The following is an 18675-nucleotide window of genomic DNA, read 5'->3' on the forward strand; positions in this document are numbered from 1 at the left end:
AGGCAATGATCCACGTCGCCTCGATCGACAACCTCACCAAGCGCATAACGGACGAGACGACACCCACCTGGCGAGGAACCTACTAGGAGATAAAGGGCAATCCACCTAGATCAAACACCCTCTCAGAGAGTGACTACAATCTTTCCCCGGGCATGGCCGGTCTCGCTCGATCGGTGTGCCGCGGCGGCGTTCTCCAGGGTGAAGACGCCCGCGAGCGGCACAGTGAAGCGGCCCTCCTCGGCGAGGGCTGCAGCGGTGGTGAGCCCGTCGAGCGCCTGCGGGTCTGCGCCGGGGCCCGCAGAACGGGTCAGATGGGCCCCGTGCTCAGCGGCGTTCATGTCGGCGAGGGTCACTACCCGCTCCGCGGTGCCGGCGAGGTCCACCAGGTCGGGCAGTGAACCGGACCCGACACAGTCCAGGACGAGGTCCACTCCGTCGGATGCCAGGACACCTACCCGCTCTGGCAGCCCGGGACCGTAGGTCGTCGGTTCCGCTCCGAGATCGGCGAGAAAGTCATGATTGTGCGGGCCAGCGGTGCCGATGACCGTCGCGCCGCGGGCCACCGCAAGCTGGACGGCGAGCGTGCCCACCCCGGCCGCGCCCTCGATTAGCAGGGTGCTGCCCGCCCCGACCTTCAACAGATCGAGAGCACGCGCGGCGATCTCCACGTTCGCGGCGACGCCGCCGGCCTGCTCCCAGCTCAGGGCATTCGGCTTCAGGGCCCAGGCGGACAGCACGGCGTACTCGGCGTTGGCGCCGCCGAGCTGCCCGAGCTCGGCGAGGGAAACGATGCCGAAGACCGCGTCGCCCGGCCGGACATCATCGACCCCCGCGCCGACCTCGTCGACGACCCCCGCGGCGTCCACGCTGAGTACGTGCGGCAGACGCACCGGCATCATGTCGGGGAACTGCCCTGAGCGCAGGCCGCAGTCAGAGGGAGCAACGCCGGTTTCAGTTGTCTTTCCGGCGGATGGGAACTTGCATCTTCTGGAGATTGGGCTTCAAACAATCCAGTCTTCGCCATATCGCGCGGGCCACCCAGTACCCCATCCCTGACAACTGGACCCGGTCACTGGTTTCCTGACATGCTGTTGTCCCCTTCACCTTTCGGATCCAGGTAAGTCATCGGGCCCAGGAACCTCCTTCCGAGTTCCTCCCGGTTGAACCGGGGATACAAACAAAGCGCCTCGTGGCGCACAAAGTCCGCTCGACGACCCACCGCCGCGGGATCACCTTGAATCCCTTCGCGGCCGGATCCCGGCGGACGGCTTCGACGTCGATACCGAGACGTGCGCCGTGATCGATGGCTCTGGTGCGGTACCCGGTGTCCGTCCAGGCCTTTCTGACCTGCGGGTTTGGGTGGCGATCCGGGACAGCAGGTGGATGCCGCCGACGTTGTCGGAGACGCTGGCCGCGGTGACCCAGACGGCGAGGAGCAGGCCGAGAGTGTCGACGCCGAGGTGACGCTTGCGGCCTGCGATCTTCTTCCCTGCGTCGATTCCCTGCCCAGAAGCCGGCACGTTCGCGGAGGTCTTGACGCTCTGAACATTGAGCACGCAGGCGCTCGGCTCGGCATTGCGGCTTTCGGCCTGGCGCACCAACTGGCGAAGGATGCCGTTGAGCTGGTGGAAGACACCGTCCTTCTGCCACGCGGCGAAGTACCCGTAGACGGTCTCCCACGGTGCGAAGTCGTGCGGCAGGTAGCGCCAAGGGATCCCGGTCCGGTCGACATACAGGATGGCGTCCATGATCCGGCGCAGGTCATGCTGGGGCGGGCGCCCGATATCCAGGCCCTTTCCCCTGCGCGCGGCCCGCCAGGCGGTCAGGGCGGGCTCAACCAACTCCCAGCGGGCATCGGACAGATCACTGGGGTACGGCCGCTGTCGCGTCGTGTTTCGGTACTACCGTCGAGACCCTCGCATCGACAGGGTGCAAAAGGGGTTCATCAGGGGCGCCTTGGGATCAGACAGGAGCGAGCAGGCCGAAAAGGGCCTGCACATGTCGTCAACGGCATCACCTGACACACGAAATATCCCTGACCCCGGCAATCTTGAATCGACCTGACGCCCAAAGAGCCACCAAACACCGCTCCCAGGACAAAACACTCTTTTAGCTCATGAGCCTCAGAGCTGGCTGTGGCCGCCGTCGACGTAGATCTCTGATCCGGTCATGAAGCTGCTGTTGTCCGAGGCGAGGAAGACCACGACGTTGGCGGTCTCCTCGGGTGTGGCGATGCGGTTCATGGGGGTGGCCGTGGTCAGGCTCTCCATCAGTGCTGCGGGGTCGCCGGTGAGTTCGGCGAGAGCGGCCGTCTTGGTGGCTCCAGGAGCGAGGACGTTGACGCGGATGCCCAGGTTGACGAGTTCCGCGGCCCAGGTGCGGCCCAGGGATCGGACGGCGGCCTTGGTTGCGGCATAGACGCCCATGCCGGGGGCGGCCTTCACATCGATGGAGGAGCCGCAAAGGATCACCGAGGAACCCTTCGTGAGCAGCGGCAGCGCCTTTTGGACGGTGAACACCATGCCGCCGACGTTGGTGTTGAACGTGGACATGAACTCCTCCCAGGTGATCTCGCCCAGGGAGCCGACGCTGCCGACGCCCGCGTTGGCGTAGAGGATGTCGAGTCCGCGACCGCTCTCCTTGATGATGGTCATGACGCGGTCAAGGTCGGAGAGGACGGTGACGTCGGCGGTGATGCCCGTCGCCCTGTCCGCGCCTATCTCCGCCACGGCCTCCTCCAGCCGTTCCTCGCGTCGGCCGGTCAAGAAGACGTATGCCCCTTCGGCGGCGAGCGCGCGAGCTGCCGCGAGTCCGATGCCGGAGGTGGCACCGGCGATGAGGGCGGTCTTGTGGTCGAGCTGTCCCACTGGGGTCTCCATCTTCTTCTTTGTACGATGCGATTGCATCGACGGGCTCTGTCGCACCAACGCGGCTGCGCTCCGCGGCGGTTGGGGTCTAGGAGGAACGGGCGTCCCGCCCGCGGTGCGTGGCGTGTCCTGTTGCTGTCTCGGCCGAGGCCTTCAAGCAGGCGCATGGCGCTGTGCGGGGGTATCTTGTTTGGCCCGGCTCAAGGAGGAGCTGGCCGTGAGTGGCGGGCCGGGTCGCCTGTTGTGCGACCCGGCGCCGTTTCGTCTGTCAGAGGCGGGTGGTGGTTCGTTGCCCCGTGGCGGCGGAGCGCTGAATCGCGTCCAGGAGCCGGTGGCGCCTGACGGCGTGGGCGAAGTCCGGAGCCAGGGCCGTGCCGTGGATGAGGTCGTGGCGGATGGCGGCGTAGGCGTGGGCCAGCGTGTGGCTCACGGTTCCGGCCAGGTCGGGATAGCGGTCGTGGCCGCTGGGCGGCGTGAGCCGGGCAGGCTGGCTGCCGTTGCGTGTGCCGTGCACCGTGACCGGCCCGATGTGCGGGAACTCGGTGCCGGTGACTTCGAGTCGTCCTTGCGTGCCGTCGATGACCAGCGAGAATCCCGCACCCGACGCCGCGCCCCCACGGTGGTGGACGGACAGGATTGCCCCGCCCTTCACCGTGCCGGAGACCGCGATCTGGTCTTCGGCGGTCATCGGGACCACTTGCCCGGTGGTGCCCAGAGGGACCTGGGGGCGCCGGGTCGCGGTCGTGGCGACCACGTCCTGAAGCTCCCCGACGACCATCGACACCAGGTCGATCGCATGCCCGAAGGCGATGGTCAGCATCGTGGCCCCGAGCTGACGGTCGAGTGCGTAGACCTGCCGCTGCGACACCGGGGTGCCCCATTCGGTCGAGGAGGCCACCACGGTGGCGGAGAGCACCTCTCCCACAAACCCCTGGGAGACCAGGTCGGTCAGCCAGCGGAAGGTGGGCGAGGAGCGCCCCTGCAGGCCGACGAAGGTACGTGTCCTTCCGGCGGCATGCTGCATCTCCTCGGCCTCGGCCAGGTCGACCGCGAGCGGCCATTCGGTGAGCACTGGCACGCCCGCTTCGAGCGCGGGCAGCACGATCTCGCGATGCCGGGGCACTTTGACGGCGACCACGACGAGGTCGACGTTGTCGTCGCCGGCGAGCTCCTCGATCGAGGTGTACGCAGGCACGTTGTACATCGCTCCAGCGGCATGCGCCGAAGCCGGTGAGCTCACCGCCAGCGCGAGCAGCTCCATTCCGTTGACGGCCGCCAGCGCGGGCAGGTGGGCGCCGGCCGCCCAGCCTCCCCGCGCGCTCAGGCCGACGATGCCGACTCCGATCGGCCGGCGGAGGTCAGGCACGCAGCTGCTGCTTGAGCGTCTCGGCATCGTGCAGGTTGGTCATGTGCACGAACCGTCCGTCGCGGACCCGGTAGATGGCGTACTCCACGATTTCGAACGAGGCGCCGGTGGGAGCCACGCCGAGATACTCCTTCACGGGCGTGCCCGTGTTGGTCAGCCGGGCGGCGATAGTGTCTCCGTCGACCTTGAGGTCCTCAAGCTCCCAGTGGAAGTCCGGCACCGCCTCGATCTCGGCGGTCAGTGCGGCGTGGGCCTGGGCACGAGTCGCCGGATCGCCGTAGTAGGTGATTTCATCGCTGATGAACTCGTCCACGCGGTGCAGTTCGTGGGCGTTGAGCATGTCTATGTAGCGCTGGTAGAACGTGCGCAGGTCGTTGGCAGACATCATGACCCTTCTTTCGGCCCCCGGGAACGGAAGCCCAATGCTTTTTATTCGTTCTACGCGGGTACGCTCGAACGAAATCCTTTGGTAACGGGCCAGACGACGTGAAATCCGCTTGCCCGCTGGATCAATAGTGCGAGAGCGGATTGCTACAATCCATAATGTGGAGTCCAAACTTCCTTACGCATCGTCCACGACCGGTGCTCCGCTCGGGTCCAGCGACCCGATCGCCAGCGCCATCGGCCTGCTGCGGCCCCGCACCGTGGTCGACCCGGCCCTGCGCGCCGCACAACCGTGGGCGTTGCGGTTCGATGCCTTCCCTCACGTCAAAATCGGCGGCGTCGTCCGCGGGGAATGCTGGCTGGCCCTGGATGGGCGCGAGCCCGTGCACCTGCGCGAGGGCGACTTCTACCTCCTGGGCAACCCGCCGTCCTATCGGATGGCCAGCACCCTCACCGCGCAACCGCAGCCGGCGGAAACGTTGTGGAAGACCGCCACGAACGGGGTGGCGCGCATCGGCTCCGAGACCGAGGAAGACACCTACCTGTGCGGCGGGTACTTCTACTTCGACGAGCCCAACGCCTCGATACTGATCGATATCCTGCCGCGGCTCGTCCACGTCCGGGCCACCGACCCGCGCAGCGTGCTGCTCGCGCATGTGACCGAGCTGCTCAACAGCGAGGTGGAGAGCAACGCCGTCGGCCGCTCTCTGGTCATGGACCATCTCGCGCAGATCCTGTTCGTTCAGGTGCTGCGCGCCCACGCCGAGCAAACCGACCGGCCCGCCGGCTGGCTGAGAGCACTCAACGACAACGGCATCGGAGCCGCACTGCGCGCCATGCACGCCGATCTGGGACACAAATGGACCCTGCAAGAGCTCGCCGACATCAGCCGCATGTCCCGTTCGGCATTCGCCGCCTCCTTCAAGAAGCAGACCGGAACCGCACCACTGGAATACCTGATCCAGTGGCGAATGAGCCTGGCCCGCGACGCCCTGCGCCGCAATACCCGGTCAATCTCCGAACTCGCCTTCGCCACCGGCTACGAATCCGAGAGCGCGTTCAGCACCGCGTTCCGCCGCGTGACCGGCACCTCACCCAAACAATTCCGTGACACCGTGCACCACGCCGCCAGCAGTGAGCCGGACCAGGACCTGCTCGCTTGAACCGTTCCGGGTTGGATAGAGATCTCAGATGTTGACTGTGACCTGGGGATTCGTGGTTGCTCGGTAGAAGTTGGCTTCGTATTCGACGGGTGGGATGTGCCCTATCTCACCGTGGAGTCGGCGGTGGTTGTACCAGTCGACCCACTCGGCAGTGGCGACCTCGACGTGCGACAGCGTCTTCCACGGCCGCTGCGGCTTGATGACCTCGGTCTTGAACAGGCCGATCGTCGACTCCATGAGCGCGTTGTCGTAAGCGTCACCGACCGACCCGATCGAGGCCGCGATCCGGGCCGAGTCCAGGTGTTCGGCGAGGCGAAATGATGTGTATTGCCCGGACTCAATCGGTCGTTGCAACACCGGCTTCTTGAGTCAGAGTAGGTGGTCGTTGAGGGCTTCGGCGGGTGTCTTCCATCCGAGGGACTTGCGGGGACGGTTGTTGAGAGCGAGGGCAACGGCCTCGAGTTCGTCGGCCTGCCACCGGGACAGGTCCGTGCCCTTGGGAAAGTACTGTCGCAGCAATCCGTTCGTGTTCTCGTTCGTGCCACGTTGCCAAGGGCTGTGCGGATCGGCGAATTAGACCTGCAGCCCAGTGTCGATACGGAGGTGGGCATGCTGGGCCAGTTCCTTGCCGCGGTCCCAGGTCAACGAGCGACGGAGCTGTCCGGGCAGCGTGGTGATCGTGGCGGCGATCGCGTCCTTGACGGCCTCAGCTCCCAGACCTGTCGGCGTACACCTGAACACGGCCCTCTCAAATGATCGAGTCCCTATCGAACCCGGAACGGTTCACTGGCTGACTCTGGAACGATTACCCGCCTACGTTCCTGAGCTGAATCCGGTGGAACTGCTGTGGTCGTCACTCAAGAAACGCGACCTTGCAACCTCGCCGGCGACCACCTCGCGGATGTCGCCGACGCCACTGAACAAGGCATCCACCGCATCAACCACAACCAGCAACTGCCGTGGTCCTTCCTCCACCACACCGGCCTCACCATCCACCCATTACACCCACCGAACTTACGAAAAGATCAGTAGAGGTCGATGACGACCTTGCCCTTCACGCGCCGGCCGGCCTGGAGCTCGACCGCGCGGCGGATCTCCTCGATCGCGAAACTCGCCTCGATAGGCACGCGGAGTCGACCCGCCGCAACCAGGCGCGCGATCTCTTCCAGGGTGCCGGGAGCCGCGTTCGCGCCGTTGGCCGCCGTCACGCCGTCGATCTGTGCTGCGATGGTGCAGATCCGCTTGTCCGGGACGCCGAGTTCCCGTGCGACGTGCGCGGTCTCTTCTCCGTGCAGGTCCATGGCGGCGGTGACGCCGTCGGGAGCGAGGGCACGGACCCGGTCGGCCAGGCCGTCGCTGTAGACGACCGGTTCGGCTCCGAGTTCGCGCAGGTAGTCGGCCGAGGACGGCGATCCCGTCCCGATCACGCGCGCTCCGGCGATCCGGGCGAGCTGGACGGCGAACACCCCGACCCCGCCTCCGGCGCCGCCGATCAGCACGGTGTCGTCCGGACCGGGGTTGATCGCGGCGAGGGCGGCGGATGCCGTCCGGCCCGCGATCGTGAGGGTGGCGGCGATGCGGTCGTCGACGCCGTCGGGCGTGTGGTGGGCCTCGTTCGCCGCGGTGTCCCCGGATGAGTTGACCACCACGAAGTCGGCGACCGCGCGGGACAGGGCGCCCCCGAACGCCCGGTCGCCGGACGTGAAGCCGCTCACCCCGTCGCCGACCTGGTCGACCACTCCCGCGTAGTCGGTCCCGAAGCCGACCGGCAGGGTCAGGCCGAACCGGGCGGCGGTGTCCGCGTCAGCGGTCATGAACCAGTCCATCGGATTCAGACCGGCCGCGGTGACCCGCACACGGACCTGTCCCGGGCCGGCCTGCGGTGCGGGAACCTCGCGGACGTCAAGGACGTCGGGGCCGCCGAATGCATCGAGCTGGACCGCCCTGCTGCGACCCGTCGGCGTCTGATTGCTCTGTTCCTGCATGTTCCTCTGTCTCCTTGGACCTGCGTACGCAGTGGACGCGCGGACGCACTGAAACGGACTATGCTCCGTTTATATGGATGACCGTAACACAAACGGAGCGCGTTCCGTTTCGACTGACGCGGAGATACGCGCGCCACGGGCGGACGCGGCCCGCAATCGTGACCAGCTGCTCGCGGTGGCGACTCGCGTGTTCGCCTCGGCGGACGCCGAGCCGTCGATGCGCGCGATCGCCCGCGAGGCCGGGGTCGGCATCGCCACGCTCTACCGGCACTTCCCGACCCGCGAATCACTGGTCGACGCGGTCTACCGGGACCAGGTCGTGCGCCTGACAACCGGCGCCCACGAGCTGCTCGGTCGGCTGGCCCCGGCTGCGGCAATGCGGCGCTGGATGGACTTGTTCGGGGACTGGATCGCGACCAAGAACGGCATGCTCGACACGCTGCTCGCGATGATCGAGTCGGGTGAGATCGCCCATGCGCAGACTCGGACCGAGCTCCTGACGGCCATCACCAGGATGCTCGACGCCGGCCGCGCGGCGGGCGACCTCCGCTCCGACGTCACCGCCGAAGACATCGCCGCCGCCCTCATCGGCATCTTCACCGTGGCCCCCCGACCCGAGCGCGAAGCTCAGGCCGACCGCCTGCTGAACCTCCTGATGGACGGCCTCCGGGCCACGGACCGGCCAGCTGTCGGCGTACGGACTTAGATGGCTCTGGCAAGATTTTCGTAGCCGGAGATCATCTCGGGAGGACGGTCGGCCGGTCCGCATAGCGGGCAGCCTGTAATTGTGCTCTGTTGAACTATCACGCTTGTTACCGCAGTTGGCCAATGTGCTGGTGCTCTCGGCCGATGTTTCCGATGCTGTTGTGGCAGTCCACGCCCGCACGAGATCCGGTGTTCCAGCGGGATGTACGGGATGCGGCGAGCTCAGTGCGTGGTGTCACAGCCGCTATGTACGGTGTCTCGCCGATGTCTCGCTCGGAGGCCGGCCTCTGCGCATCGACTTGTCCGTACGCCACCTGTACTGCGAAAACCCGGCCTGCTCGAAGGTGACCTTCGCCGAGCAAGTGCCCGGACTGACGGTGCGCTACCAGCGGCGCACTCCGCTGTTGCAGCACCTGGTAGAGGCCGTCGGTGTGGTGCTGGCCGGCCGGGGCGGCGCCCGAATGCTACGGATCCTGAACGTCACGCTCTCGCGGTGCACCGTCCTGTCGCAGTTGATGCAGATGCCGCTTCCGCCGCTGGTGGCACCCCGGGTGCTGGGGGTGGACGGCTTCGCGCTCTACGGCGATACCTACGGCACCATCCTGGTCGATGCCACGACCCGTCTGCCGCTGACGCTGTGGGAAGGACGCGACGCGGAACAGCTCAGCCACTGGCTCCGTGCCCATCCCGGTGTCGAGGTCGCCTGTCGCGACGGCTCGCTCACCTACCGGCAGGGCATCACGGCTGGCGCTCCCGACGCCGTGCAGGTCAGCGACCGTTTCCACCTCTGGCAGGGGCTCTCCCGCCGCGTTCACTACATCGCCTCCGCCGACCGCGGCTGCCTGGCCGCAGCACTGCCCCCGGCCAGTGAATCCGATCCCGCACCGGTCGAGGAGACCTCCGAGGACACCGCGGGGGATACCCGAGCCGGGCGCCATGCCCGAAGGCTGTTCGACGCCGTGCATGCACTGACCCGCACTGGTCGGAGCCACAGCTCGGTGGCCCGGGAACTCGGCCTGGACCGTCGCGCGGTACGCAAATACGCGCGGGCCCGCAGCTGGCAGGAAGTGATGTGCCGGCCGCCTCGCAAACCCTCCACCCTGGACCCCTACCTCGACTACCTGCAACAACGGTGGGACGAGGGACAGCACAGCGCGAAGATCCTGCACGAGGAACTGCAGACCAAGGGCTACCTCGGCCACTACCAGTGCGTGAAAATGTCCGTCGCACCCCCGCGAAGGAGCCTGCCGCTGGACGAGCCACGTGAGCGACCGCCCTCCCCGCGCGAAGCCGCCCGCTGGATTACTACCCATCCAGGGCGCCGAAGCCCACACATCAACGACCGCCTGCCCCGACTCCTCGACCACTGCTCCGAACTCCGGCACACCCACGACCTGGTCCGCCGGTTCGCCGATATGGTCGACAATCGTGATGCCACACCCCTGCAAGGCTGGCTCGACAACCTCTCAAACAGCGGACTGGCCTCTCGCCGGTCTCGCCGGAGCCCTGCACGAGGATCGGCACGCTGTCGCGCAGGGGATCACAACCCCTCACAACACTGGGGTCAACGAAGGCCGCATCACCGATGTCAAGCTGCAGAAACGCCTGATGGCCGGACGCGCCGGCGTCCCGCTCCTCCGTCACCGCGTCGTCCTGATCGCCCACCTCCGCCGCCGCTATGCGACCGGCCGACCGTCCTCCCGAGATGATCTCGGGTTACGAAAATCTTGCCAGAGCCACGTTCGCGTGTAAGCCGACACCCCGACCCCACTTATCCCAGCACCCGCCCGAGGAAGCCGCGCAGGTAACCCGCGACGACGTTCAGGTGGCTCTCCAGCAGGAAGTGACCGCCGTTGATCAGGTGCACCTCCGCGTCCTTTGCGTCGCGGGCGAAGGCTCGCGCGCCGGCCGGGCCGAAGATTTCGTCATTGCGGCCCCACACGGCGAGCACCGGGACCTCGCTGGTGCGCAGGAATTCGTGTAGCAGCGGGTAGAGCGCTCGGTTGTTCTGGTAGTCGCGGAACAGTGCCAGCTGGACCTCGTCGTTGCCCTCGCGGGAGACGAGGGCGAAGTCGTGCTCCCAGGTGTCCGGGCTGACCAGGCTCGGGTTGGGCACGCCGTGTGTGTACTGCCAGTGGATGGCGTCGATGCTCAGCGCGGCGCGGACGGCGGGTTCGGTGTCGGGACCGGGGTTCGCTCCGTAGGCCCAGACGTCGGTCCAGAATGACTCGACGAAACCGTCCTCGTAGCCGTTGCCGTTCTGGGTGACGAGGGCGGAGATCCGTTCGGGGTGCTTGAGCGCGAGGCGCCACCCGATGGGGGCGCCGTAATCCTGGACGTAGAGGGCGTAGCGGTCCAGGTCCAGTTGGTCGAGCAGTCCGGAGGTGAGTTCGGCGAGGGCGTCGAAGGTGTAGGTGAACTCCCCTACCAGGGGGGCGTCGGAGTGGCCGAAGCCGAGGTGGTCCGGCGCGATGACGTGGTAGTCGTCGGCCAGCAGCGGGATGAGCTCGCGGAACATGAACGAGCTGGTTGGGTAGCCGTGCAGCAGGACGATCGCGGGGGCGTCGGCGGGGCCGGCTTCCCGGTAGAAGATCTCATGGCCGTCGACGGTGGCGGTCCGGTGGTGCATCGAGCTCATTTCTAACCCCTTCGAATGTTTGATCTGGTTAGCTCCTCGTCATGCAAGCACGGAATGAGCTAACCTGTCAAAGGGCTCGTTCTGGTTAGAGGGAGAGTGGCATCCGATGGACACGCTGCTGGACCTGCTCAACAGCAGGCCACTGGTCAACGGCGAGGAACGGGACGCGCTCGGCGACCCGGCCGGAGGACGACGCTGGGCGCGGGAGCACGGCGGTGAAGGCAGCCTCGCGGAACTGGCGCTGCTGCGCGAGACGCGGGACATCCTGCAGGACATAGTGCGCGGAGAAAGCTCGCCCGCCGCGTTGAGCCCGCTGCTCGAAGGGGTCCACCAGATCCCGGAGATCACTTCGGATGGTCTTCAGTGGATGGTTAAGACTCCCCCGCACGCCCGGCTGGCCGTCGAGGTGGTTCTCGCCTGGGCCGCCACCGAGAAGCAAATGCCCGGCCGGCTACGCCCCTGCACCAACGACGAGTGCCGGTTGTTCCTGCTCGACCGCAGCCGCGCCAACCGTGCCCGCTGGTGCTCGATGGCCGTCTGCGGCAACCGCGAAAAAGCACGTCGCCACTACGAACGCACCCGCTGACCCGTCCCCCACGCGCCGTACGCGGCTAAGAGGCCCTAACAAAGGCGTTGGACGTGGCGGTGGGTGATCAGGCAGGTGGCGAGGCCGAGGAAGGCTTCGTGGATGTCGTCGCGTCGTTCCCACCGGATGCGCAGTCGGCGGAAGCCGTGCAGCCAGGCGATCGTGCGCTCGACCACGTACCGGAAGATGCCAAGGCCGGAGCCGTGTGGCCGGCCTCGTTCGGCGATGACCGGGCGGATGCCGCGTGCCCAGAGCAGTCGGCGGTACTTGTCGTGGTCGTAGCCGCGGTCGGCGAGGAGTGCGTCGAGCCTGCGCCGGGGCCGACCCACAACGCCGGCCACGGCCGGAACCTTGTCGATCAGGGGCAGGAGTTGTGTGACGTCGTTGCGGTTGCCGCCGGTCAGCGACACCGCAAGCGGGATGCCCTGGCCGTCGGTCAGGACGTGGTGCTTGCTGCCCGGCCGTGCGCGGTCGACCGGGCTGGGCCCGCTTTTGGGCCGCGCCGAGCGGCCCGCACGTGCGAGGAGTCGATCACCGCCCGCGACCAGTCCAGCTTCTTCGCCACCCTCAACTTCCTCAGCAGCACCAGGTGCAGTTCGTCCCACACACCGGCCTCGTTCCACGCGGCCAGACGCCGCCAGCACGTCATCCCCGAGCCGAAGCCCAGTTCCTGGGGCAGGTACTCCCACTGGATCCCGGTATGCAGCACGAACAGGATCCCGCACAACGCCTGCCGGTCCGGTATCCGAGGCCGGCCCTCCACCAGCTTCGGCCCCGGCCCGGGCAGCAACGGCTCGATCAGCGACCACAGTTCATCCGACACGATCCACGGCCGCGACGGACGTGTTCCCACGACCAGACCAACGACCATCCAAACGGATAGTCACATGATCAACAGCTTCTGTTAGGACCTCTAAGAGCACGACTCGGAGCCAGATCTCCGATCCGACCGCTGGAGGCGCGGTGGCCGAGCCCGTCCGTGTGCGCAGACTGACCGGCCTTGGAAGGGCAGAAGCTGCAGCAGATCGTGCGCCGGGGCAGCACCAGTTCGATGCGCTATCGGCGCGCGATGATGCTGCTGGCCTCGGCCGGCGGGAACCGGGTGCCGGTGACCGCCCAGCTGGTGCAGGCCGATGAGGACACCGTGCGCGATGTGATTCATCGGTTCGACGAGATCGGCCTGGCCTGCCTGGACCCTCAGTGGGCGGGAGGCCGTCCCCGCCTGCTCAGCCCTGACGACGAGGACTTCGTCATCCAGACGGCCACCAGCCGCCCCACCAAGCTCGGCCAGTCCTTCACCCGCCGGTCCCTGCGCAAACTCGTCGCCTACCTGCGCAAAGTCCACGGCCGGATGATCCTCATCGACCGCGAGGCATTACGCTGCCTGCTCGCCCGCCGCGGCGTCACCTTCCAGCGCACCAAGACCTGGAAGGAATCCCCGGACCCTGAACGCGAGGTAAAGCTGGACCGGATCGAGGAAGTCCTCGACCGCTTCCCGGACCGGGTCTTCGCCTTCGACGAGTTCGGCCCGCTCGGCATCCGCCCCACCGCAGGCTCGGGCTGGGCCGCGCGCAAACGCCCCGACCGGCTGCCCGCCACCTACCACCGCACCCACGGCGTGCGGTACTTCCACGGCTGCTACTCGGTCGGCGACGACCGGCTATGGGGTGTCAACAGGTGCAAGAAGGGCGCCGCCAACACGCTGGCCGCGCTGAAGTCCACCCGCGCCGCCGGCCCGACGGCGCCCCCATCTACGTGATCTTGGACAACCTCTCCGCCCACAAGGGCACCGGCATCCGCCGCTGGGCGAAGAAGAACAAGGTCGAGCTGTGCTTCACCCCGACCTACGCGTCGTGGGCGAACCCCATCGAGGCCCACTTCGGATCGCTGCGGCAGTTCACCATCGCCAACTCCAACCATCCCAACCACACCGTGCAGACCCGGGTACTGCACGGCTATCTGCGGTGGCGCAACGCCAACGCCCGTCACCGCGACGTCCTGGCCGCCGAACGGAAGGAACGCGCCCGCATCCGAAGCGAAAAGGGCATCCGCCGGGGCGGACGCCCCCTCGCCACCGCAGCCTGAAGAACCCGGCGAACCTACGCGGTCACCAGCACACTAGTGAGCCCAGGGCGGTGTGATGGTGTTGCCGTCAGCCAGTTTGGCGGTGAGCCCGACACGTGTGGTGACCCACATGTGGGCGGGCTGGTCGGTGGTGTTGGCGACCGCCAGTTCGGAGCCTGCAGGTGCCACTGCCGCGTCACCTGCGCCGAGTTCGGCGCCCTCACCGTCGATGGTGAGTCGGAGGCGACCGGAGAGGACGTAGAAGGTCTCCTCATCGCTGATCGTGTGGGTTGGCCCCACCATTGCGGCCGGGATCTCGACGCGCCAGGCGGCGAGGTCCCGGCTGCCGGTGCCCGGACGTACGTAGGAAACGAAACGGCCACCGTGAATCTCGTGCACGACGGCCTCATCACTGCGGATGAACGGCATGCTCCAGCCTCCATCTAGACAAGTTTCTTGTCTAGATAGACAAGCGGCTTGACGAGTTATAGTCAAGCCCATGGACGACGCACTGGTTTTCTCCGCACTCGTGCTGGCACTCTCCGGACAGCTGGTGCAGGAAATCCACGCCAACGTGTCGCAGCAGGGATTCGAGGACCTACGACCTGCACATGGCTTCGCCTTCGCCCGCATCTCGGTGGGCGGCGCCACCACTGCCGACCTGGCCGAGCACCTGGGGGTGACCAAGCAGGCCGCCGCCCAGCTGGTCGAGGAGCTGGTCCGAAAGGGGTACGTGGAGCGGCATCCACACCCACACGATGCCCGCGCCCGCCTCCTGGGACTGACCGAGACCGGCTGGGCCGCCACGCGCGCCGCCGATCAAGCGGCCCGGGCTGCCGTCGCACCGTGGCGAGAAGTACTGGGCGAGGCGCGCTTCAGCGAACTCGTCGCCGACCTGACACTCCTTGCACCGCCGGGGCCGATCCGCCCTGCCTGGTGAGCCGATGGCCCACCGCCCTGAAGACCGCCGGCACGTGAACGAACCGTCCGCCAGGGCAACCGGCCAAGTGGAACTCTACGAGGAACTGGACCAGCCGGCTTCGTTAACTTTCAGCAGCAGCGTTTGTCCGGCACTTTGGGCAATACCTGGAGATCGGCGGGCGCGCCCGCCGCCTGTGAAGGCGGCTGGCCGTCGAGCCGGGACCTGCGGGTGTCAGCTGGCCGCGGCGGGCTCTGCTGCCCGGGCCCGGGTGCTGGCGAGGCGGTAGGAGTCGGTGCCGGTCTCGATGATCGTGCCGTTGAAGGCCGCAGGTCGGAACGGCGGATCAAGGCGGCCGGCACCACCCACCCGGACTACGGGCAGCTGATGAAGACCGACCCGGCCGCCAGGCCCTCTCCGACGCGGAGATCAGCCACGGGCGGCGGCAGCAGCGAGCGCCCACAAGGAGGCGGCCCTCGAAATCGAGAACCGCATGCTCCTGGAACAGAACGCCGCCCTGCAACGGACCCTTCACGAAGTTCGGCGAACCTGGAGCTGCTGTGCCGGGAGATCCAGCAGACCGACGAACTCGTCGACAAATGCGAAGCAGCCGCCAAGCAGAGACCGCCATGCAGGCACTCCGCAACGCCAACCAGCGGCTGATGGTCGAGAACAGCCGGCTGATCGCCGCAGATGCTCTGGAACCAACCCGGACAAGCCGCAGCCACCCGCAAGCCGTCCGGCCCTTGAGAAGCCTGCCGCCGACCGATCTCTGACCGACACCCCCGGCCGGCGAGAGGCCTTTTCTGCAGGGCCGGATCAGCCCGCTGGTGGCCTGCTGGGGGCCACTTCCGCTGTGGCGCTTGTCGCGTGTGTAGAGAACGGTCGCCTTTCCTTCGCGAGGAGTACGCCGGTCCATCTCAAACAGCCAGGAATCTTCCGGCCACTCTTCCTGTGGAGCTCATGTGCCGCGCCGCATCGGGTGAGCAGGCCGCATCGAGAGCATCCGGAATACCGAACACTCAGAATGGGCCAGAGGCGCACATCTGCCGTGTCCGCATTCCGCCCTTCAGCCTGTGGGACGAATGGGGATTCTGCCGTTCTCCTTGCCGGGCGGGGCCGCCGCCCGCAGGATCGGCCCGCCCGCCCGTCCCGGGCGGTCATGTCCCGTAGCCCGATACGGATCCACGCGAAGGAGCAGACAGCATGCGGAAGTTCGCGATCGCCGGCCTCATGGCCGCCGTCAGCACGGCAAGCCTCGTCACCGCCACCCCCGCCAGCGCGGCACCCACCAGCGTCTACGTGAGCACCACAGGAAGCAATTCGGCCCCCGGCACGAAGAGCCAGCCGATACGCACCATCGGGGAGGCGTTGAAGCGCGTCAGGAACAACACGAAACTGACCACGGTACGGATCTTCGGGGGCACCTACCGGCCCGGGGCGAGCTTCTCGGTGGGCAAGGCGTACAAGCAGAAGTCGATCACCTTCACGCGGGTGGGCGGCAGCACCGCGCCGGTGATCAAGGGGACCAACGGGGCAAGACACCTCGACTACTTCCTCAAGGTCGCAGCCGACGGGCCGCGCATCCACATGAAGCGGCTGATCATCCAGTACTACCGGACCGGCGGCGTGCTGTTGAAGAACGACCGGAACACCTTCACCGGAACTCAGTTCAGTTTCATCGGCAACGCCTACGCCGGCACCGGAGACGGATACGCCGGGATCCACATGAACGCAGGCTCGTCGTACAACATCGTGGACAACGTCTCCTTCCTCTACCTGAAGAACGTCGCCAACGAATGCCCCGGCTGCATGCACGGCGTCTACATCGCCGAACGAAGCCACCACAACACCGTGAAGAACAGCACCTTCCAGGGCATCACCGGTGACCCGGTGCGCCTGCGGCGCAGCAGCAGCGACAACCTCATCGACCACAACCAGTTCCGCCGGTCAGGAACGAACGCCATGGTCTCGTACTGGGTGCACGCCTCGGACGGGAGCTTCGCCTGCGGCGCCCGGAACACGGTCACGAACAACACCTACAGCAGCATGTCCGACGAGACGAAACCCGGCATCATCGTCACGAGTGGCGCAGACGAAGGCAGGACCTCTTGCCCCGCCGCGATCCCCACGGAGACCGGGAACACAAAGGCCTGACCCCGAAGAGCCGCGCCGTCGGACGCAAGCAGTCCGCCCGACCGAACGGCCCTTCGTCTACGACTCTCCCTTCGGCCTGTGGCCGTTCCACCTCCACGGCCTGATCCGCTCCGCCGTCCGCAACGCCGACGACACTACCGAACGACCGCTGGACCGACACCGACTGGCAGCAGGCCGCCCAGCGCGCCTTCACCGCCCTGGGTGAGCAGCACCAGAACACCGACGGCCCCGGCCGGCTACTGCTGGTCGCCTGCCTGCGCCTGGCCCGCGACCACCGCCTGGACCTCGACTGGCTCACCCCCGCCGCCTGGACCTACGTCAGCGACTCCGTATGGGAACCCCTCGCCCCACCCGACACCGACAACCCGGACCTGGACACCGCCGCCGACGCCCTGGTCGAACTCCTCAGCACCCTCGCCCGCCGCCAGCACGAACACCGCTCCCGCACCGCGGCCCGGCTCACCACAGTCATCGACAGCCGACTGCTCCCTGACGACCTGCACCACATGGCCCTCTACTACCGGGCCAAAGCACACCGCGACATCGGACACAACGAGGACTCACGCCACGGCTACCAGCAGGTCGTCGAAGGCGGCGGCCGACTGGCGCCCGCCGCCCGCCGCGGCCTTGCCCAGGCCTCCCGTCTGGCTGGAGACTTCCCCACCACCCTCGCCGCCGCCCAGAGCCTGGGCTGGGAAGGACGCCACCAGCGGGTGCTGGGCGATGTGCGGTGGGCCCAAGGCGAGCCGGCCCGCGCGGCCGCCGCCTACCTCGCCGGCGGCCTCGAAGCCGAGCAGCACGCCAAATCGGGCGAGGCCGCGCACAATCAAGCCCTGCGCGCCCTCGCCCTCGCCTTCCTCGATCCCCGCCAGGCCGACGACGAACTCGAGCTGGCCCACCAGCTCCTCACTGGCCTGGACCCACGCGCCACAACGATCAAAGCCGCCATCGCCACCCTGATCCGCGACGCCGGCACCCCCACCACCGACGACCGCGCCCGCGCCCTGCGCACCGAACTCGGGTCGCGGGCCTCACCTCCATGACACCCACCCTCGAACTCGCCTGCGCCTTCCACCAGGCCGTCCTCGACGACCACGACGCGCTCACGGCCACCATCGCCCGGCTCCGCTCACAGACCCGAGACGGCACGTACGCCTACTACGTGGACATCGCCCACTTCATGGCGGGCATGCCCCTCGAAGAGCCCTCACGAGCGCGATGGATCGACGGCGGACACCCCACCCGGCGGCGCTGGCACGACTTGGTCACTGCACGGCGCACCCACCTGAGAGCAGCGCACTGAGGGACTGCAAGAACTACAGCTGCCGTGTCAGAGCACCCAGAGCTGGTAGTAAGCGAAGGCGCTGCTGCATGTGCACTGGTACCTGGTCCACTGCCCCGCGTCCCTGCCCCTGTTGCCAGCTGCAGCGCAGTCGCTGCCCCAGAAGTACTCACCCCAGAAGCGCCAGGCTTCCCCAGGACTGCAAGCGGCTGTCGAGGCGTCACCAGACATCGCCCTTTTCTCGACGGCCTTGGCAGGTGCGACTTTCGGTGTGGCACACGAGGAACTGCTCTTCTCGCTTACCACGTCCTGGTCCGCTGCCTGCACTGGAGCCGTGAGGCTCCCGGTGATGAGGATAGAACCGAGAGCCGCGATGGGTAGGAACTTACGCAGTCTCATAGAGTTTTCCCTCCCGTCGGTCCGGGCGGTCCGGGTTGAGTCCCGAGAAGTGGTGTACGGGTTTTGACCTGATCTGGGGGTTTGCTCCAGCGTCGGGATGAGGCCCGCATAGACGAACGGCCACCGGCTGATCTTTCAAGACGACCAAGTCTTTGAAGGA

The 18675-nt window shown here is 67.2% G+C and carries 19 protein-coding genes and 5 pseudogenes; 11 read left to right on the top strand and 13 right to left on the bottom strand.

Annotated features, from left to right (window positions below):
- Window positions 1–122: 122 nt before the first annotated feature.
- The 5 genes and pseudogenes from FPZ41_RS49995 to FPZ41_RS33850 form a co-directional block, all read right to left on the bottom strand.
- Window positions 123–950 (bottom strand): annotated as a pseudogene (locus tag FPZ41_RS49995) (NADP-dependent oxidoreductase); the annotation flags it as partial.
- A gap of 250 nt (window positions 951–1200) precedes the next feature.
- A pseudogene (locus FPZ41_RS33835) lies at window positions 1201–1862 on the bottom strand (IS5 family transposase); the annotation flags it as partial.
- A gap of 261 nt (window positions 1863–2123) precedes the next feature.
- Window positions 2124–2867, bottom strand: coding sequence for an SDR family NAD(P)-dependent oxidoreductase (locus FPZ41_RS33840; protein ID WP_322621068.1), 744 nt, complete (start codon window positions 2865–2867; stop codon window positions 2124–2126).
- Window positions 2868–3135: 268 nt separating this feature from the next.
- Window positions 3136–4233: a Gfo/Idh/MocA family protein gene (locus tag FPZ41_RS33845; protein WP_322621065.1), complete on the bottom strand. Its 1098-nt coding sequence runs from the start codon at window positions 4231–4233 to the stop codon at window positions 3136–3138.
- Window positions 4226–4618: an ester cyclase gene (locus FPZ41_RS33850; RefSeq protein ID WP_152867418.1), complete on the bottom strand. Its 393-nt coding sequence runs from the start codon at window positions 4616–4618 to the stop codon at window positions 4226–4228. The genes FPZ41_RS33845 and FPZ41_RS33850 overlap by 8 nt, the downstream gene beginning before the upstream one ends.
- A gap of 160 nt (window positions 4619–4778) precedes the next feature.
- Between FPZ41_RS33850 and FPZ41_RS33855 the strand changes: the two genes are divergently transcribed.
- The gene (locus tag FPZ41_RS33855) at window positions 4779–5780 is read left to right on the top strand and encodes an AraC family transcriptional regulator (RefSeq protein WP_322621066.1); all 1002 of its coding nucleotides are present in this window, start codon (window positions 4779–4781) and stop codon (window positions 5778–5780) included.
- A gap of 24 nt (window positions 5781–5804) precedes the next feature.
- Here FPZ41_RS33855 and FPZ41_RS33860 read toward each other — a convergent pair whose 3' ends face one another.
- The gene (locus FPZ41_RS33860) at window positions 5805–6134 is read right to left on the bottom strand and encodes an integrase core domain-containing protein (RefSeq protein ID WP_152867420.1); all 330 of its coding nucleotides are present in this window, start codon (window positions 6132–6134) and stop codon (window positions 5805–5807) included.
- Window positions 6118–6500 (bottom strand): annotated as a pseudogene (locus FPZ41_RS33865) (IS30 family transposase); the annotation flags it as partial. The gene FPZ41_RS33860 and the pseudogene FPZ41_RS33865, both read right to left, overlap by 17 nt.
- Between FPZ41_RS33865 and FPZ41_RS33870 the strand changes: the two are divergent.
- The gene (locus FPZ41_RS33870; RefSeq protein WP_407698855.1) at window positions 6460–6822 is read left to right on the top strand and encodes a transposase; all 363 of its coding nucleotides are present in this window, start codon (window positions 6460–6462) and stop codon (window positions 6820–6822) included. The pseudogene FPZ41_RS33865 and the gene FPZ41_RS33870 sit on opposite strands and share 41 nt — an antisense overlap.
- Here the strand turns inward: FPZ41_RS33870 and FPZ41_RS33875 are convergent.
- Window positions 6806–7765 carry an NADP-dependent oxidoreductase gene (locus tag FPZ41_RS33875; protein ID WP_152867421.1) on the bottom strand — a complete coding sequence of 320 codons (960 nt, stop codon included), beginning with the start codon at window positions 7763–7765 and terminating at the stop codon, window positions 6806–6808. The genes FPZ41_RS33870 and FPZ41_RS33875 overlap by 17 nt on opposite strands.
- 73 nt (window positions 7766–7838) lie before the next feature.
- Between FPZ41_RS33875 and FPZ41_RS33880 the strand changes: the two genes are divergently transcribed.
- Together FPZ41_RS33880 and FPZ41_RS33885 are read left to right on the top strand one after the other, a co-directional pair.
- Entirely contained in the window at window positions 7839–8471 is a 633-nt protein-coding gene (locus FPZ41_RS33880; RefSeq protein WP_152867422.1) for a TetR/AcrR family transcriptional regulator, read from the top strand.
- A 160-nt stretch (window positions 8472–8631) separates the two neighbouring features.
- Window positions 8632–10179, top strand: coding sequence for an ISL3 family transposase (locus tag FPZ41_RS33885; protein ID WP_322621069.1), 1548 nt, complete (start codon window positions 8632–8634; stop codon window positions 10177–10179).
- Between the two features lie 62 nt (window positions 10180–10241).
- On the opposite strand, the gene FPZ41_RS33890 is transcribed toward FPZ41_RS33885, so the two are convergent.
- On the bottom strand, window positions 10242–11108 hold the full coding sequence (locus tag FPZ41_RS33890) for an alpha/beta fold hydrolase (protein WP_152867423.1): 867 nt from the start codon (window positions 11106–11108) through the stop codon (window positions 10242–10244).
- Between the two features lie 106 nt (window positions 11109–11214).
- On the opposite strand from FPZ41_RS33890, the gene FPZ41_RS33895 reads away from it, so the two are divergent.
- The gene (locus tag FPZ41_RS33895) at window positions 11215–11694 is read left to right on the top strand and encodes a CGNR zinc finger domain-containing protein (RefSeq protein WP_152867424.1); all 480 of its coding nucleotides are present in this window, start codon (window positions 11215–11217) and stop codon (window positions 11692–11694) included.
- A gap of 35 nt (window positions 11695–11729) precedes the next feature.
- On the opposite strand, the gene FPZ41_RS33900 is transcribed toward FPZ41_RS33895, so the two are convergent.
- Window positions 11730–12565 (bottom strand): IS5 family transposase gene (locus FPZ41_RS33900; RefSeq protein ID WP_228023159.1). Its coding sequence is split into 2 segments (ribosomal slippage): window positions 11730–12190 and window positions 12190–12565, totalling 837 coding nucleotides; the frame shifts between segments, so codons are not numbered across the junction.
- Between the two features lie 92 nt (window positions 12566–12657).
- Here FPZ41_RS33900 and FPZ41_RS33905 point away from each other — a divergent pair.
- Window positions 12658–13779: pseudogene (locus FPZ41_RS33905) on the top strand (IS630 family transposase).
- A 33-nt stretch (window positions 13780–13812) separates the two neighbouring features.
- On the opposite strand, the gene FPZ41_RS33910 reads toward FPZ41_RS33905, so the two are convergent.
- Window positions 13813–14187 (bottom strand): cupin domain-containing protein, encoded by a 375-nt coding sequence (locus FPZ41_RS33910; RefSeq protein WP_152867425.1) that lies wholly within the window; start codon window positions 14185–14187, stop codon window positions 13813–13815.
- 70 nt (window positions 14188–14257) lie between these two features.
- Here FPZ41_RS33910 and FPZ41_RS33915 point away from each other — a divergent pair, with 70 nt between their 5' ends.
- The gene (locus tag FPZ41_RS33915) at window positions 14258–14698 is read left to right on the top strand and encodes a MarR family winged helix-turn-helix transcriptional regulator (protein ID WP_152867426.1); all 441 of its coding nucleotides are present in this window, start codon (window positions 14258–14260) and stop codon (window positions 14696–14698) included.
- A 213-nt stretch (window positions 14699–14911) separates the two neighbouring features.
- Here the strand turns inward: FPZ41_RS33915 and FPZ41_RS48870 are convergent.
- A pseudogene (locus tag FPZ41_RS48870) lies at window positions 14912–15001 on the bottom strand (ATPase); the annotation flags it as partial.
- A gap of 305 nt (window positions 15002–15306) precedes the next feature.
- Here FPZ41_RS48870 and FPZ41_RS47435 point away from each other — a divergent pair.
- Together FPZ41_RS47435 and FPZ41_RS33920 are read left to right on the top strand one after the other, a co-directional pair.
- Complete coding sequence (locus tag FPZ41_RS47435) at window positions 15307–15453, top strand: hypothetical protein (RefSeq protein WP_194236300.1); 147 nt, start codon at window positions 15307–15309, stop codon at window positions 15451–15453.
- Between the two features lie 430 nt (window positions 15454–15883).
- The gene (locus FPZ41_RS33920; protein ID WP_152867427.1) at window positions 15884–16834 is read left to right on the top strand and encodes a right-handed parallel beta-helix repeat-containing protein; all 951 of its coding nucleotides are present in this window, start codon (window positions 15884–15886) and stop codon (window positions 16832–16834) included.
- A gap of 236 nt (window positions 16835–17070) precedes the next feature.
- Here FPZ41_RS33920 and FPZ41_RS47440 read toward each other — a convergent pair whose 3' ends face one another.
- Complete coding sequence (locus FPZ41_RS47440; protein ID WP_194236301.1) at window positions 17071–17337, bottom strand: hypothetical protein; 267 nt, start codon at window positions 17335–17337, stop codon at window positions 17071–17073.
- 3 nt (window positions 17338–17340) lie between these two features.
- Between FPZ41_RS47440 and FPZ41_RS47445 the strand changes: the two genes are divergently transcribed.
- Both FPZ41_RS47445 and FPZ41_RS47450 read left to right on the top strand, forming a co-directional pair.
- On the top strand, window positions 17341–17877 hold the full coding sequence (locus tag FPZ41_RS47445; RefSeq protein WP_194236302.1) for a hypothetical protein: 537 nt from the start codon (window positions 17341–17343) through the stop codon (window positions 17875–17877).
- Entirely contained in the window at window positions 17874–18137 is a 264-nt protein-coding gene (locus FPZ41_RS47450) for a hypothetical protein (RefSeq protein WP_194236303.1), read from the top strand. The genes FPZ41_RS47445 and FPZ41_RS47450 overlap by 4 nt, the downstream gene beginning before the upstream one ends.
- The last annotated feature ends 538 nt before the right edge of the window (window positions 18138–18675 follow it).

This window comes from Streptomyces acidicola (assembly GCF_009377235.1).
Classification (GTDB): domain Bacteria; phylum Actinomycetota; class Actinomycetes; order Streptomycetales; family Streptomycetaceae; genus Streptomyces; species Streptomyces acidicola.

Excerpts from the sequence above, each read along its gene's own strand:
- FPZ41_RS33850 (WP_152867418.1), bottom strand. The coding sequence starts at position 4,618 with ATGTCTGCCAACGACCTGCGCACGTTCTACCAGCGCTACATAGACATG.
- FPZ41_RS33875 (WP_152867421.1), bottom strand. The coding sequence starts at position 7,765 with ATGCAGGAACAGAGCAATCAGACGCCGACGGGTCGCAGCAGGGCGGTC.
- FPZ41_RS33880 (WP_152867422.1), top strand. The coding sequence starts at position 7,839 with ATGGATGACCGTAACACAAACGGAGCGCGTTCCGTTTCGACTGACGCG.
- FPZ41_RS33890 (WP_152867423.1), bottom strand. The coding sequence starts at position 11,108 with ATGAGCTCGATGCACCACCGGACCGCCACCGTCGACGGCCATGAGATC.
- FPZ41_RS33895 (WP_152867424.1), top strand. The coding sequence starts at position 11,215 with ATGGACACGCTGCTGGACCTGCTCAACAGCAGGCCACTGGTCAACGGC.
- FPZ41_RS33910 (WP_152867425.1), bottom strand. The coding sequence starts at position 14,187 with ATGCCGTTCATCCGCAGTGATGAGGCCGTCGTGCACGAGATTCACGGT.
- FPZ41_RS33915 (WP_152867426.1), top strand. The coding sequence starts at position 14,258 with ATGGACGACGCACTGGTTTTCTCCGCACTCGTGCTGGCACTCTCCGGA.
- FPZ41_RS47435 (WP_194236300.1), top strand. The coding sequence starts at position 15,307 with ATGCAGGCACTCCGCAACGCCAACCAGCGGCTGATGGTCGAGAACAGC.
- FPZ41_RS33920 (WP_152867427.1), top strand. The coding sequence starts at position 15,884 with ATGCGGAAGTTCGCGATCGCCGGCCTCATGGCCGCCGTCAGCACGGCA.
- FPZ41_RS47445 (WP_194236302.1), top strand. The coding sequence starts at position 17,341 with ATGGCCCTCTACTACCGGGCCAAAGCACACCGCGACATCGGACACAAC.
- FPZ41_RS47450 (WP_194236303.1), top strand. The coding sequence starts at position 17,874 with ATGACACCCACCCTCGAACTCGCCTGCGCCTTCCACCAGGCCGTCCTC.